The organism is Colwellia sp. RSH04, from assembly GCF_003545765.1.
Classification (GTDB): domain Bacteria; phylum Pseudomonadota; class Gammaproteobacteria; order Enterobacterales; family Alteromonadaceae; genus Colwellia.
The window spans coordinates 46,010-61,637 of sequence record NZ_QXIO01000007.1 but is presented as its reverse complement, the minus strand read 5'-3'; the positions used below and the strand labels follow the sequence as shown (position 1 = coordinate 61,637).

Annotated in this window: 13 protein-coding genes; 2 read left to right on the top strand and 11 right to left on the bottom strand. The window is 37.2% G+C overall.

Annotation, left to right across the window (positions count from 1 at the left end):
- Window positions 1-19: 19 nt before the first annotated feature.
- The 9 genes from D1094_RS12595 to murJ all read right to left on the bottom strand — a co-directional run bounded on the left by D1094_RS12595 (window position 20) and on the right by murJ (window position 10,172).
- Window positions 20-520, bottom strand: a complete 501-nt coding sequence (locus D1094_RS12595; RefSeq protein WP_118960474.1) for a hypothetical protein — start codon at window positions 518-520, stop codon at window positions 20-22.
- Between the two features lie 53 nt (window positions 521-573).
- Window positions 574-1,548 (bottom strand): PilW family protein, encoded by a 975-nt coding sequence (locus D1094_RS12590; protein WP_118960473.1) that lies wholly within the window; start codon window positions 1,546-1,548, stop codon window positions 574-576.
- Window positions 1,549-1,581: 33 nt separating this feature from the next.
- Entirely contained in the window at window positions 1,582-2,142 is a 561-nt protein-coding gene (pilV, locus tag D1094_RS12585) for a type IV pilus modification protein PilV (protein ID WP_118960472.1), read from the bottom strand.
- 449 nt (window positions 2,143-2,591) lie between these two features.
- The gene (gene ispH, locus D1094_RS12575; RefSeq protein ID WP_118960470.1) at window positions 2,592-3,521 is read right to left on the bottom strand and encodes a 4-hydroxy-3-methylbut-2-enyl diphosphate reductase; all 930 of its coding nucleotides are present in this window, start codon (window positions 3,519-3,521) and stop codon (window positions 2,592-2,594) included.
- Window positions 3,522-3,590: 69 nt separating this feature from the next.
- Window positions 3,591-4,019 carry an FKBP-type peptidyl-prolyl cis-trans isomerase gene (fkpB, locus tag D1094_RS12570; RefSeq protein WP_118960469.1) on the bottom strand — a complete coding sequence of 143 codons (429 nt, stop codon included), beginning with the start codon at window positions 4,017-4,019 and terminating at the stop codon, window positions 3,591-3,593.
- A complete protein-coding gene (lspA, locus tag D1094_RS12565) occupies window positions 4,019-4,531 on the bottom strand; it encodes a signal peptidase II (protein WP_118960468.1) in 513 nt (170 codons plus the stop codon). The genes fkpB and lspA overlap by 1 nt, the downstream gene beginning before the upstream one ends.
- Window positions 4,532-4,598: 67 nt before the next feature.
- The gene (gene ileS / locus D1094_RS12560; RefSeq protein WP_118960467.1) at window positions 4,599-7,442 is read right to left on the bottom strand and encodes an isoleucine--tRNA ligase; all 2,844 of its coding nucleotides are present in this window, start codon (window positions 7,440-7,442) and stop codon (window positions 4,599-4,601) included.
- 95 nt (window positions 7,443-7,537) lie between these two features.
- Entirely contained in the window at window positions 7,538-8,467 is a 930-nt protein-coding gene (gene ribF, locus D1094_RS12555; protein WP_118960466.1) for a bifunctional riboflavin kinase/FAD synthetase, read from the bottom strand.
- A gap of 124 nt (window positions 8,468-8,591) precedes the next feature.
- Window positions 8,592-10,172: a murein biosynthesis integral membrane protein MurJ gene (gene murJ, locus D1094_RS12550; RefSeq protein WP_118960465.1), complete on the bottom strand. Its 1,581-nt coding sequence runs from the start codon at window positions 10,170-10,172 to the stop codon at window positions 8,592-8,594.
- 225 nt (window positions 10,173-10,397) lie between these two features.
- Between murJ and rpsT the strand changes: the two genes are divergently transcribed.
- Entirely contained in the window at window positions 10,398-10,658 is a 261-nt protein-coding gene (rpsT, locus tag D1094_RS12545) for a 30S ribosomal protein S20 (RefSeq protein WP_118960464.1), read from the top strand.
- Window positions 10,659-10,848: 190 nt separating this feature from the next.
- A complete protein-coding gene (locus D1094_RS12540) occupies window positions 10,849-12,555 on the top strand; it encodes a dipeptidyl-peptidase 3 family protein (protein WP_118960463.1) in 1,707 nt (568 codons plus the stop codon).
- 57 nt (window positions 12,556-12,612) lie between these two features.
- Here the strand turns inward: D1094_RS12540 and D1094_RS12535 are convergent, their stop codons facing one another.
- Window positions 12,613-14,760, bottom strand: a complete 2,148-nt coding sequence (locus D1094_RS12535; protein ID WP_118960462.1) for a peptidase domain-containing ABC transporter — start codon at window positions 14,758-14,760, stop codon at window positions 12,613-12,615.
- Between the two features lie 30 nt (window positions 14,761-14,790).
- Window positions 14,791-15,516 (bottom strand): CPBP family intramembrane glutamic endopeptidase, encoded by a 726-nt coding sequence (locus D1094_RS12530; protein ID WP_118960461.1) that lies wholly within the window; start codon window positions 15,514-15,516, stop codon window positions 14,791-14,793.
- Window positions 15,517-15,628 lie beyond the last annotated feature (112 nt).

Here is a 15,628-nt window from a genome sequence, read left to right as displayed (position 1 = left end):
TATTGGGCTATACAGTTAGCTATAGTATCGGCTGAGCAATTCCAGCTTCCACTGCCACTATACTGGTATTTTTTCTTCCGTAAGTTTTATTTAACTTTACTCGTAACACGTTACAATTTATGGTTCCCACAGATGATCCTTGCATTGAGTGCGGGCAAGGTATCGCTATAGTATATTTATTATTTACCAATCCTAAATCAGCTTTAGTAATATGCTTTTTTGTGGTGATAACAGAGCCAAGCAAACTTAACTCTTTACCTTTTAACTTAACAATAGGAACGGTAAATGAGTTAGCCCCTCCCGCAGCGGGGTTTATTTGTCTAAATATCACTTCATCCATGGCGCTTAATGCTTCTTCTGTAGCAACAACTTTGTCTTCACTAGCACCTGACATTTTTATATCGGTTGTAGAATTCAACATAAGTGTCGATGCAACAGCAGTTAATGCGACTAGAAATACTAGAGAAACAACTAGCACTACACCTTGCTGGCTTTCAATTTTTTTAAAAGAATTATTCATAATGCCTCAGCTTTTAATAAGCCCTCGTTGTCATTGTATTAACTTAGATATACCTAATTTGCATTAGGTAACGCAATTGTTGATGTAAATAATAATCGCCTATAATTGTCATTAACGTTAACAATAGTTCCAGCCATCTGATAACTACTTGTATTTGTATATTTAAGATCCTTCGTTGTGCTTCTAGCAAGGACAAATATCTTAACCGCTAATATACGGCTACCATTCGCATTGTCCCATAATGCTTCGGTCATATTATCTGCTGAAACAAACGCATTAACTTCTCCGTTACCGGTAGAGTCAATGCCATAGCTAAAACGAATAATTTCAATACCATCAATAATAGGATCAAAACTCATACTTTGGTTAACTAACCGGCCTTGCATTAATACGGGGACAACGTCGTTACCCATTGCTTCTTCCCGCACATAATATACATGATGTTGATATTGCCAAGTCCGACTATTATCTAACACGGGAATATTCCCATTACCATTATAAACAGAGCCATTACTGTTGGTCGTTGTTAAATAGTACCTTCCAGCTGGTGCTGCTGCCAGCTCATTTCCAATAACCTTTTTAACTTGTAGTAATTCTGAACGTAGATTTGCATTGGCATTTACTTTTGCATCTTCAAAACATCCCATAGGGTTTGCTTGAGTAATTGTTTGTCCCCATAACGTTCTAAAATGACCAACACCTAAAGGAAATGTTGCATTATTGACTCCCCCACCTATACAATCGTTTGCAGGAGCAGCCGGTACAGCTGATAAATTACTAAGACCAAATGAACCTGTATAATCGCCCCAAAAGTTTTGTCTTAATAAATCAGCACTCAATACACTAATAGCAAACCTTCCATTTTCTTGAAGTTCACCATAACTTGACGTTTCCTTTGCCGTACTATTTAAGCCGACAAAAATGCTCAAAACACCTGCAAATAATACTAAACCAATACTAAGGGCTATGAATATCTCTACGATAGTAAAACCTTTTTGATATTTTTTGTTTTGCTTAAAAGTTTTCATATTTATCTTGAATACACCTTAAATTTTCATTAGCTAGTAAAAAATAAAACCATCAATTCTTACTTGTCGTCTCTTATTGCTAGCAGCACCGCAAGCATCAGCTTGACCGCCGTCAACAGTTCCCGTTCTACCTTGCCAGGTGACAACCACTGTTACGGCATTACCTACTGTTGTAATACAACCCCTTGCTTCTAATAACCCACCATTATTTTTACCTGCTGTTTGCACATTGGCACCACGCAATAATTGTGTCCACTCAATCAAATCAATCGTTCTAATCTGACTAGCGCTACATTGACTTCCTGCACCAGAGCAATCAGGTGCAGCACCTGGTGCATCAGCTCCATAAACACCAAGATAATTAGCTAATTCATTTACATTATTAGCTCTCATTCGCGCAAATATATCTTGAGCTAGACTTGAAGCTAAAGATCGTTGCATAGCATCGAAGCTACCTTGTTTAGCTGTCGCTTGCATTGCTACAGCGCCTAATATACCCGTGACAATAATAACTAAAGCAATTAACACCTCAATAAACGTCATACCTTGGGTATGTTTATATGTATTTGTGAATGATTTAAAAGCACTTTTCATCAGGTATTCCTTTGCTGCTTATAGCAAATTATAAACAAGTGTATTGGCAATAATTTATAGTAATTTATGGTTAGATTATTAAAATTTTTGGAAAGTAAATAAGAATAAATAAAATTGAAGGTATTTTGAAGAAAGTTTAGACGTAATAACTTGTTAACATAAATTAATACTAGATATTTGTTAATAAAGTTAATCATATTTACCTCCCATTTGATGCCGCTTAGTGGCATTAGTGCTTTTATCGCACCAAAAACTGCTTCCATAAACTGTTCATGGGTAGTAAACATAATTATTTTTTATTAATACAGTTACTACCAACGGTGATTTTGTAAATTTTTGTACAAAATATCAGCCGAAAAACTGTACGTCAACTTTCACAATAAACTACAATCCAACTAAAGAATGAGTAATTGTAGTAATACTAAGTAAAATTTAGCGTATCTTTAAGCCTAGCGCAATTCTGCTGGTACTGCAAACACAATACTTTCTTCTCTGCCTGGATGCTCGATAACCTCATGACCACCAAAGGATTTTAATGCCTCTACTACTTGCTTTATCAATATAGCTGGGGCAGATGCGCCCGCGGTCACCCCGACTTTTCCAATATCGGTAAGCCAAGAAGGCTCTATATCTGACGCAGTATCAATTAGATAAGCTGTTATGCCCATCTTTGTAGCTAACTCACGTAAACGATTTGAGTTTGAACTATTTCTTGCCCCAACCACTAATAATAAGTCAACTTGGCTTACAATAGACCTTACTGCATCTTGGCGGTTTTGTGTTGCATAACAAATATCATCTTTTCTAGGGCCTTCTATCATTGGAAACTTTTCTCTCAATGCGTCAATGACTTCTGAGGTATCGTCTACTGATAATGTTGTCTGGCTACAATAATAAAGCTTTTCTGGGTTTTTAACGACTAGCTTATCCACATCCTCTGTTGATTCAACAAGGTATATTCCAGCTTCGTCGCTATCATATTGCCCCATAGTGCCTTCAACTTCTGGGTGTCCTTGATGGCCAATGAGAATACATTCAATATTTTTTCGACTAACGCGAGAAACTTCCATATGTACTTTAGTCACTAAAGGACAAGTGGCATCGAATACTTTAAGTTCTCGATTCTTAGCTTCTTGGCGAACAGCCTTAGAAACGCCATGGGCACTAAAAATAACCGTACTATCATCTGGTACTTCGTGTAGTTCATCGACAAAAACAGCACCACGCTCTTTTAAGCCATCGACAACAAATTTATTATGAACAACTTCATGTCTAACATAAATTGGCGCGCCAAAAATATCTAGTGCTCTATCCACTATGCTTATGGCTCTATCTACACCGGCACAAAAGCCTCTTGGGTTTGCTAAAATAATTTCCATAAATTTACCATCTAAATCTGCTGTATTGCTGTTGAATTTTTCACTGTTAAAGAAGTTGCTTTAACGTTTTTACAGAACTTCTATTAAATCGATAACAAAAGTAACTTCTTGACCAGCTAACGGGTGGTTAAAGTCAACCGTTACTGAATTACCTGAAACAGCGGTTATCATTCCGGGGATCTCTCCCCCAGGCTGAGTAAAGGTGACTATATTGCCTATTTCAGCTGGTACTTCTTTAGAGAATTTATCCAAATCCATGTAATGAACATTGTCAGGGTTAGATTCACCAAATGCATCAACCGCAGCTAAAGTAAACTCTTTTGACTCACCTTGCATCATACCTAATAGCTGTGCTTCAAAAGCAGGTGATATACTATTATCACCCATAATAATTTTAGCGGGTTTATTGTTTACTTTCGTACTATCAGCGGCAGAGCCATCACTAAGCTTCATCGTGATATGTACTAAAATACTAGAGTCTTTTTGTACTTGTGACATTAATGTTCAACCTTTGTCGTTTTTTTGTTTTCAGCTTCTTGCTTAAATGAGTCGATAATCATCAAAGCAGCACCTAGAAAAATTGCAGAATCGGCTAAGTTAAATGCGGGAAAACGATAACTTGCCCAATGAAAGTCTAAAAAATCTATTACGTAGCCAAATAAAACACGATCAATTAAATTACCTAATGCCCCACTTAGCATTAACGAAAGCGCCAAGCTTAGTAACACTTGTTGTTTAGGGGTTTTAGCTAACCATACGGTAAATATGATACAAGCAACAACCGCTATTGCAGTAAAAAACCATCGCTGCCACCCACCTTGATCCGCTAAAAAGCTAAATGCAGCACCAGGGTTGTGCACATAGGTAAAACTAAAAAAGGGTAATAAGTTAACCGATTCATATAAATCGAACGTATTCGCTACCCATTGTTTTGAAATTTGATCTAACAATAAACAAATAATGGTTAACCATATCCATTTAAGGCCAGTATCAGAGAAGTATTTACTCAATTTTTTATCTCTTTAAAATAAAAATTGCTCTGAAACTAAGTTTCAGAGCAATGTAAGTACGGTTTAATTAAGCGAACTGACGTACTTCGCCGTCACCTTCAACATTGGTCACACAACGACCACATAAATCATCGTATTTTTCATTAACGCCTATGTCTTCGGTGACATGCCAGCAACGTTCACATTTCTTACCTTGTGCAGCAGATACTGTTAGCCATAAACCTTCAACATCTGTATCCATCACTTCTGATGTGACTTCTTCTTTACTTTCAACGGTAACAACCTTTGCTTTTGAGGTTATTAAAACAAAACGTAGCTCTTCACCAAGTAGCTCTAACTTCTTGACAAGTGATGACGTTGCATACAAGGTTACTTCGGCCTCAAGCGCCTTGCCTACCACTTTATCTTTACGGGCTAGTTCTAATGCTCGATTGACCTCAGAACGAACTTGTAACAGTTCTTCCCAATAACTATTTCCTAACGCTTCACTATCAGCCATAGTACTTAAACCATCGAACCAAACGTTAGTAAAAACAAACTCCTCACGTTCAGTACCTACAGGAGCAGGTAATGCTTCCCATATTTCTTGAGCAGTAAATGATAAAATTGGTGCCATCCAACGAGTCATCGCTTCTGCTATTAAATACATAGCGGTTTGACATGAACGACGAGCGTTACTATCACTTTTTGCCGTATACTGCCTATCTTTAATAATATCTAGGTAGAATCCACCAAGCTCTGTTGTACAGAAGTTCATTAGTTTATGCACAACCACATGAAATTCATATTCATTGTATGCATTAACAATTTCTTCTTGTAAACGTGCAGCTTTATCAACAACCCAGCGATCTAGTGCAACCATATCTTCCATTGCAACGGAATGCTCTGCTGGTTCAAAACCGTTCAGGTTTGATAATAAGAATCGTGACGTATTACGAATTCTTCTGTAGGCATCAGCTTGTCGTTTAAAGATTTCATCAGAAACGGTAATTTCTTGCGTATAGTTAACAGAAGCAGTCCACAGCCTTAATATATCTGCACCTAAATTATTAGTGATCTGCGATGGCGTTACTACATTGCCCAACGATTTCGACATTTTGTGGCCATTTACATCTACAGTAAAACCATGTGTTAATACTTGTTTATAAGGAGCCTTTCCTGTCATAGCAACAGATGACATCATAGAAGACATAAACCAACCACGGTGTTGGTCTGAGCCTTCTAGATATAAATCAGCAATGCCATCAAACTCATCACGGGCATCAATCACTGAGTAATGCGTTGTACCCGAATCAAACCAAACATCAAGTGTGTCAGGAACTTTGATGAATTCTTTAGCATCCTCACCAATAAGTTCATTAGCGTCTAAATCAAACCATGCTTGAATACCAGACTTTTCAACACGTTTGGCAACCTCTTCAATCAACTCGATACTGCGAGGATGAAGCGCACCAGTATCTTTGTGAATAAATAAGGCGATTGGTACACCCCATGTACGCTGGCGAGAAATACACCAGTCAGGTCGACCTTCTACCATTGATTCAATACGGCTTTGTCCCCAATCTGGGATCCACTGCGTTTTTTCAATTTCATTTAAAGAGTCTTGACGCAGTGACTTATTATCCATGCTAATAAACCATTGAGGTGTAGCACGAAAGATAATTGGCGTTTTATGTCTCCAACAATGAGGGTAAGAATGCTCAAATGCATGATGATGCACTAAAGCACCTTTTTCTTTTAGTAGTTCAACAACGCTCGCATTTGCTTTAAAGACGTGTTGCCCTGCAAAAATAGGAGTGTCTTCAAGGTAAACACCATTGGCACCTACAGGGTTAGCTACTTCTAAGTTATATGTTTTACCAACGACAAAATCGTCAACACCATGGCCAGGCGCAGTATGGACACACCCTGTACCAGAGTCAGTTGTTACATGATCACCAAGAATTACAGGTACTGTGAAATCATAAAAAGGATGCTGCACTTGTGTTAATTCAAGATCTGCACCTTTACAAAAACCTAACGCATGGTATTTATCAATGCCAAATCTGTCCATACAAGAGCTAACTAAATCTGATGCTAGAATCAAACGCTGTTTGCCTTGCTCGGTGTCACATTGTACTAGGGTATACTCTACTTCAGGGTGAACTGAAATGGCTCTATTCGCTGGTAATGTCCACGGTGTTGTTGTCCAAATAACAACACCAACCTCACCTTCACCAATATGACCTTCAGGGTGTGAAAATTTCTCAGCAACGGAATCATCTACAACAAATTTAACATCAATGGCAGGAGATTGCTTATCTTTGTACTCAACTTCCGCTTCAGCTAATGCACTTCCGCAATCGGTACACCAATGAACAGGCTTGAAGCCTTGTTGTAAATGACCATTTTCTGCAATTTTGCCTAAAGCTCGGATAATATTAGCTTCAGTATGAAAATCCATTGTTAGGTATGGTTTTTCCCAATCAGCAAATACGCCTAAACGTTTAAAGTCTTCACGTTGACCATTAACTTGCTTTATAGCGTACTCTCGACATTTTTGACGAAAATCACTGGCGCTTACTTTATGGCCAGGCTTGCCTACTTTTTTTTCTACCATTAATTCAATAGGTAAACCGTGACAATCCCAACCAGGGACATATGGCGCATTAAAATCAGATAATGTTTTTGATTTAACAATAATGTCTTTTAAAATTTTGTTTACTGCATGACCTAAGTGAATGTTACCGTTGGCATATGGAGGTCCATCATGCAAAATAAATGATTTCTTACCTTTTTTGGCAGCGCGAATTTTACCGTACAGGTCTTTTTCAGCCCACTGTTTGAGCATATTAGGTTCACGGTTCGCCATGTTACCTTTCATTGCAAATGATGTTGCTGGCAAATTTAGGGTATGTTTGTAATCACTCATTTAAATCATTATCCGTTTATTTTGGACCAAGGTAATTTCCATTGGTCATATTAATACCAAATTAACAACAAGTTAATTGGCAACTCTTCATTCTGTTATGTGCTCTGAGTAAAAAACTGTCGAGCTTGTTCACTGTCTTTTTCTATTTGAGCCGTTAATGCTTCAAGGGTGTCAAACTTCATAACCGCTCTTAATTTTTTTCTTACAACAACTTCAATACACTGACCGTATAGATCACTATTAAAATCAAACAAATGCACTTCTAACTGTTGTCTAACGCCTGAAACAGTCGGTCTAGCACCTATATTGGCAACGCCTTCATAACTGCCTTTCAAAGTAACCACTTTTACAGCAAAGACACCATTCAAAGGTGAAACTCGCCTTTTGAGCAATACATTAGCCGTAGGGAAACCTAACTGTCGGCCGCGTTTATCACCATGAAACACTTTACCTATAATGGAGTATTCTCTGCCGAGCATGTCTCGTGCTTCTGCTAACTTATCAAACGCTAACGCTTTTCTAATGGCAGTGCTACTAATACGGCAATCTGCCATTTTATAACTAGCCGTATCAGAGACTTCAAAATGATGTTTTTTTCCTGCTTTTTGAAGCATGAAAAAATTACCTACACGGTTTTTACCAAAGTGAAAGTCATCGCCAACAATTAAATGTTTTATCCCCAACTTAGCAACCAACAAATGCTCTATAAATTGCGCTGCACTTTGTTGGGCAAACTTATGGTTGAAATTAACACAAATTAATCTTTTTACACCAAGTTTTTCTAATAAACTGTATTTATCGCGTAAACGACACAAACGAGCAGGTGCAGTGCTAGGTGAAAAGAGTTCTTGTGGTTGAGGCTCAAACACTAAAACGGCAGGCACACAAGATAACGCTTTAGCTTTATTTACAAGCGCATTAATAACTTGCTGGTGACCTAAGTGCACACCATCAAAGTTACCAATTGTTAATACACAACCATGATCTTCAGGTCGAATATTATGAATACCACGAACTAACTGCATCTAGTATTTAAGCCCAAAACTAACCAATTTTTGTCGGTAGATAAATTAAATCGCCGAATTATATACCAGTGCGTAGTAATAATCAGTAACCATCGAGTGATATTTCTTGCATATTTAATACTTTTTAATGCTTTCTTACTTTAAAGTCATTCATTCGAACGCCAAGTAAGGCAATCATAATGAAATAACTTGCACCACCTAGTGTTATACAAAAAATTAAATGATAAATTTGAGCTAAAAATGTCATTTTAAGCCACTGGCTAAATTCAGGTGATAACCAATTAACGACAAATGCCATCACACCAGCTGAAAAAATAAGCTTGCCTATAAACCACAAGGTATTTTTTTCTAACCTAAAAACATCTGCAACCTTTAATCCACGATATAATAAAAAAGCATTGAGCGTTGCAGATAACGCCGTTGCAATCGCTAACCCCACGTAGCCAAAAAAAGGCGCTAACATAAGGTTAAATAACATATTAGCAACCATCGCTTTAATGCCTATTTTAACCGGCGTTTTGGTATCTTTTCTTGCATAATAACCTGGCGCAAGAATTTTGATAAACATAAAGCTTAACAACCCTGAAAGATAAGCAAATAAAGCAAACGACACTTGAAATACATCTTGCTCGCTAAACTCTCCCCGCATGAACAACACCATAATTATCGGCTGAGCTAAAACCATTAGCCCAGCTAAAGCAGGCCAACCGAATAAACTTACTACACGTAAGCCCCAATCAATTGTTGAAGCAAACTCTTGACCGCTTTGCTTAGCATGTAGCTTGGATAAACGCGGTAATACAACCGTTGCGATACCAATACCGAATAAACCAAGCGGAAACTCTAATAATCTATCAGCATAATAAAGCCAGCTGATCGAGCCCGTAATAAGAAAACTGGCAATTAACGTATCTAATAATAAGTTTATCTGAGTAACGGATACACCAAATAATGCAGGCACTATTAACTTTCTAATTTGAGTAACACCACTTGCATGCCAAGCCCATTTGGGTTTAACCAACACACCTGCTTTATATAAAAATGGAATTTGAAAAATAAATTGAATAAAACCGCCTAAAAACACACCCCACGCTAAAGCGGCCGCTGAATTTTCAACGTAGTCTGCACCGAATATAGCCATAAATATTATGGCTATATTCAATAATACGGGTGTAAACGCCGCTACAGCAAACTTTCCTAAGGTATTTAATACCGCACCTGCCAAGGCTGTAAAACTAATAAACCATAAATAGGGGAAGGTAATTTTTAATAAACTCGCAGCAAGATCAAATTTTTCAGCCGATGGACCATCATTTAACCAATCAATAAACCAACCAAAACCAAAAAGCATCACAAATAAGGGCGATGCAACCATACCAATTAAAGTCACAAGTGAGACAATAACACCAAGCGTACCTGAGACTTGCGCGATCAACCTTCTCGTTTCACTTAATAATTGATCTTGATTTTGTTCATCTTTGTGATGGTAATCGCTTAACACAGGAACAAACGCTTGAGCAAAAGCTCCTTCTGCAAATAATCGTCTTAAAAAGTTGGGAATTTTATTAGCAAATAAAAATACATCAGCCATTAACCCCGCGCCCATAACATTAGCAATAACAACGTCTCGTATTAAGCCTAATACGCGAGAAATTAATGTCATTACACTAACAATCAGCCCTGATTTTATGAGTTTTTTACTCAAAAACGTGCCCCTAAACTGAAAAAGAAGAAATAAACACTATTATGTGATGATTTTACCCATTTAAACAATGTATACTTGCCGCTGTTCACAACACATATACGGTAAAATCTGTATTATTGTATTTAATTAGATAAAATAATTAAAACATTTGACAAACAGCTAAAAAAAAGGCATATTTCGTCGCCTTAAATTTAAGCTATATAATCAATTTTTTAGGAGTTCACCTTGGCTAACTCAAAGCAGGCTAAGAAGCGCGCAGTACAATCTGAAAAGCGCCGTCAACATAACGCAAGTCGTCGCTCAATGATGCGTACTTTAGTTAAGAAAGTAATCGCAGCTATTGAAGCCGGTGACAAAGAAGTAGCAACAAAAGAACTTGCTGCTGCAACACCAATTTTAGATCGTTACGCAAGTAAAGGTCTTATTCATAAAAACAAAGCAGCTCGTAGTAAGAGCCGTTTAAACGCTGCAATTAAAGCGCTTTAATCTTAGTTTTTAGATAAAAATATGAAAAACCAGCTTTATAGCTGGTTTTTTTTTGCCTGATTTTTTAAATAACAATATCAATTTCCTATCACTTTTTATCAAATACCGCATTCTACAAGCTATCACTTGCACTCACTCATAAAATCTCATAGTCTCTAGCCACTTCAAAAATAACAAGTACGAGCAACATATGAGCGCACCTAAACTCTCTCTTTCAAAATTATCTGTAATTTGCTTACTGGCAGCAGGCTCTTTAACTGGCTGTAGTGATAATAACCCAACTCAAAAATCAGATTCTTCAGCACAAACCAGCCAAGCAGCCAGCACAACTAAACTGCAATTATTAGAGGGCTTCGAAGATCGCTTAAATATATATAAAGAAGTTAGCCTAACCGCAGATTTAAGCCACCTTTCTGATAACCAGAAAAAAATGCTCGCTTTATTAATCGACGCTTCGAAAATAATGGACGACTTATTTTGGCAACAAGCCTTCTCAAAAGATAAAGCAAGCTTTTTAGCCAGCATCGAAAATGAAAAGGCACGACAATTCGCTGAATTTAACTATGGTCCTTGGGACCGATTAGATGGTGATAAAGTATTTTTAACTAATTTTAACGCAAAAGCACATGGTGCTGAATTCTATCCGCACGATATGTCAAAAGAAGAATTCGAACAAAGTAACCTTACAGATAAAGAAGGGCTCTATTCACTGGTGCAAAGAAACAGTGAAGGTAAGTTAATCACTGTCGCGTATTCTGAAGCCTATAATGACAGTATCACTAGAGCCGCAGCTATTTTAGAACAAGCAGCAACATTTGCTGAAGATAAAGAGTTTGCTAATTACCTAATTATGCGTGCAAACGCTATGCGCACCGACAATTACCAAGCATCAGATTTTGCATGGATGGATATGAAAAACAATCCTATCGATGTGGTTATTGGCCCAATTGAAAATTACGAAGATCAACTATATGGCTACCGAGCGGCTTTCGAATCTTACGTGTTAATCAAAGATTTAGCGTGGAGTGAAAAATTAGCTAAATACGCTGCTTACCTGCCTGAACTACAAAAAGAACTACCTGTTGCTAAAAAATATAAAGCCGAAGTGCCAGGTTCTGATGCTGATCTGAATGCCTATGATGTAATTTACTATGCTGGCCATTCAAATGCTGGTAGTAAAACCATAGCAATAAACTTACCAAACGATGAAGAAGTTCAACTAAAAAAAGGCACTCGTCGTTTACAGCTTAAAAATGCAATGCGCGCTAAGTTCGATGCTATTATGCAACCAATCGCAGCGACTCTTATTGTACCAGAACAACGTGAACACGTTACCTTCAATGGTTTTTTTGCTAACACTATGTTCCATGAAGTGGCTCACGGTTTAGGTATAAAAAACACCATCAACAATAAAGGCACAGTTAGACAAGCCCTTAAAGAGCATGCATCAGCTTTAGAAGAGGGCAAAGCTGACATTCTTGGCTTATACATGATAAGACAGCTGCTTGAAAAAGGTGCGATAAGCGAAGGGGTTATTGAAGATTATTATACCACTTTCATGGCGGGAATATTCCGCTCAGTTCGTTTTGGCGCTAGTTCAGCACACGGCAAAGCAAATATGGTTCGTTTTAATTACTTCCAAGAAAAAGGGGCTTTCACACGTAATGAACAAGGTTTGTACAGTGTAGATTATGACAAAATGTCAGCAGCTATAGATTCACTATCTGAACTAATACTCACTTTACAGGGTACAGGTGATTACCAAGGCGTCGCAGAGCTTGTTAACACTAAAGGCATTGTTAGTAAGGTGTTAGCTGAAGATCTTGCTCGCTTAGAAACAGCCAATATCCCTGTTGATATTAACTTCAAGCAAGGTAAACAAGTATTAGGGCTTTAAACATACCATAAGCAAAGGTGTGGGTAATTCCCCCCTTTGCTTATAAAAGCTAAAATATTAACTGGCTGTTTTTGAGCAAACCTTAGATAAATTAACCAAAGCACCATTGCTTAAATGATAAACTTGCTCAGCCATATTAATCGTTTCTTGACGATGAGCAATCATGATGCGAGTCATAGGTAGATGCTGAATTTGCTCACTAATTTTAGCTTCATTGTCTTTATCTAAATGGCTAGTTGCTTCATCCATAAATAGCACGCAGGGTGATTGATAAAGCGCACGAGCTAGTAATAATCGTTGTATTTGACCACCTGATAGATTAGACCCCATATCACCAACAAGAGAATTATAACCCATCGTCATTTTGTTAATATCATCATGAATAGCGGCTAAGTGAGCACATTGTTCTATTTTTAAATAATTAGGTTGAGGATCAAAAAAGCTCACATTATCAGCGATAGAACCAGCAAGAAGCGTATCGTCCTGCATAACCGCCGCTATTTTTTTACGATAATTTTTCAAACCCACTTGAGTAATATCTTTACCATCTAAGCAGACTTTACCTGAAGTGGGTTGCAGTAAACCGAGCATAATTTTCATTAAAGTGGTTTTACCTGCCCCTGACGGGCCAGTAATAGCAATAGACTCACCTGCTTCAAGCGTTAAATTAACATTATTTAAAATGGGTGCTTGCTCATCACTGTAACTAAAACATATATTTTCAAGCGTTAGTTGGCCTTTTGGTTCACCTTCTTCACTATTTGAAAAAGTAGCTTCACCTTCACGATTAGCCTCTTGCTCAGTTAAAGCAATATCAGCAATACGGTCAAGATGTAAACGCATCATTTTAAATTGAATAATTTGTTCAATGAGATTCGCAAATCTTTGTGTTAACTGCCCTTTATAGGCGATAAAAGCCAACACCATACCTACTGATAAGCTGTTTGCCATTACCATAAGGGCTGCAAAATAAATCACTAAGACATTTTCTAAACCAAATAACAGTTTATTAAACGAGTCAAAACTAATATTTAAACGCCCTAAACGTATTTCACTATTAATCACTTCTGCATAACGGTTTTGCCAAACACCTTGTCGTTGAGACTCATTGCCAAAGAGCTTAATGGTTTGCATTCCGCGAATATTTTCTAAAAAGTTTGATTGCTCTTTCGCAGAGTTTTGAATCATCTCTTCAGTCGCTTGATGTAATGGCCGATATAACGCCAAACGCACTATGGTATATAAGGCTATTGCACCAAGTACCACTGCGGTAAGCTTCAATGAGTAAAGCACCATCATTATTAAAACGGTAATAGACATAAATCCATCGACTAGCGTTTCAACAAAACCTGTGGTAATACGCTCACGTATTTGGGCAAGAGAGCCAAAACGAGAAACTATGTCACCAATATGCCGTGACTCAAAATAGTTCATTGGTAAGCGTAATAAGTGCCTAAGAAGGTTTACCCCCATTTGCATATTAAGCAAACTAGAAAGCCTTAATATTAACCAACTACGAACCGCATTAGTCACAACAGAAATAATAGCAATTAAAGCGAAACCAATAGCTAACACCGTGAGCAATGGCTTATCAAAACTAATTAAAACCTCGTCAACTACCCACTGCATATAGTAGGGGGTCATTAAAGCAAATAACTGCAATACAAGCGATAAGCCAATTAATTTGAAAAGCCCTCCTTTTAAACCAGACATTGAACTCCACAACTGGGTGAACTTCATTTTAGCTTGCTCTTCTTTTACTTCAAATTTACTGGTTGGCGTTAACTCTAAACAAATACCTGTGAAGTGTTTGCTTAATTCATCAATAGTTAATGTTCGTTTACCTACTGCGGGATCATTTACAGAGAACTTAGCTGATTGTCCTTTCCCTGATACTTTAGTGAGCACGACAAAGTGATTTAAATCCCAATGTAAAATACAAGGTGTCGCTAATTTATACACTTCATCAATAGGGCACTGTAATGCTCGACTCGCTAGCCCTAAGCTATCTGCCAACTCAATCAGTTGCTGTAGATTCATCCCCTTCAAATTAGCTGAAAAGCGCTTACGCATAGCAGGCATATCAAGTTTGTGACCATGGAAACTAGCAATCATGGCCATAGAAGCTAAGCCGCATTCTGCTATTTCTGATTGTAAAATAAAAGGAACAGTTTTATTAGTCGAAAAATTAAGGTGAGTGATCATATTAAAAACTCTGTTTGAAGAATGCTTCTTTTACAAAAAAACAAATAACTCGATTGTTGAAAATATATTTAATTGTATATGTAATGCAATACAATAAACTAAATTGCCAGTTTTATAACGCACATAACCAAGTAAAAAGGCGAAAGGTAATAAAGTCAATAACACGATGGTTTCATATTGAGTATGAATAATAGTAAAAACCAAACTAGTGATAATGATAGTACCAGTAATACCTGCCCTACTTTTTATTAATCGGGAATATGCATGGCCGCGAAAGATTATTTCTTCAATTATAGGAGCTACAATACAAACTCCAATCACCAACATCAGTAAATCAAAAACAGTATTAGTTTGTGCTTTAACATCGAGCATAAACTGAGGTGTATTAATAGATAGAGCATAAGTTAATAGTGAATTAAATAGATAAAAACCAACGCCTATTAAAAGTACTCTAACTAAAGTTACTCTTTCAGCCCATTGAATACCTAGAAACGTTAAAAGGGATGTATTCTCCTTCAGATTTGATGTCTTTTTTATTAACGGGATTGACAATATAGCAGCTATAACTCCTATTATTGCTATAGTATCAGGGCGCATAAATTGCTGTTCAATTTCATTATTTTTCAGACCTAAACTACCAAAAACAGCAGCAGCGATAAATCCAAGTATAATCTGAATACCAACTGCAAGAAATAGCATCCATAAAATAGAGCGGAGGACAGAGAACTCATTTTTGGTACAATAATGTTCTTTCAATTTAATAATCCTTTTTTATGCTGCTTATAAAAACTTTATTCCACTATCTTCTGCACCAACATCCTGTATTGTTCATTTTATCTAGTCAAAATATAGCCGACTTTGTTTAGAG

Bases quoted from the DNA above. Each gene is read 5' to 3' on its own strand.
- D1094_RS12595 (WP_118960474.1), bottom strand. From the start codon at position 520: ATGAATAATTCTTTTAAAAAAATTGAAAGCCAGCAAGGTGTAGTGCTA.
- D1094_RS12590 (WP_118960473.1), bottom strand. From the start codon at position 1,548: ATGAAAACTTTTAAGCAAAACAAAAAATATCAAAAAGGTTTTACTATC.
- pilV (WP_118960472.1), bottom strand. From the start codon at position 2,142: ATGAAAAGTGCTTTTAAATCATTCACAAATACATATAAACATACCCAA.
- ispH (WP_118960470.1), bottom strand. From the start codon at position 3,521: ATGGAAATTATTTTAGCAAACCCAAGAGGCTTTTGTGCCGGTGTAGAT.
- fkpB (WP_118960469.1), bottom strand. From the start codon at position 4,019: ATGTCACAAGTACAAAAAGACTCTAGTATTTTAGTACATATCACGATG.
- ileS (WP_118960467.1), bottom strand. From the start codon at position 7,442: ATGAGTGATTACAAACATACCCTAAATTTGCCAGCAACATCATTTGCA.
- ribF (WP_118960466.1), bottom strand. From the start codon at position 8,467: ATGCAGTTAGTTCGTGGTATTCATAATATTCGACCTGAAGATCATGGT.
- D1094_RS12540 (WP_118960463.1), top strand. From the start codon at position 10,849: ATGAGCGCACCTAAACTCTCTCTTTCAAAATTATCTGTAATTTGCTTA.
- D1094_RS12535 (WP_118960462.1), bottom strand. From the start codon at position 14,760: ATGATCACTCACCTTAATTTTTCGACTAATAAAACTGTTCCTTTTATT.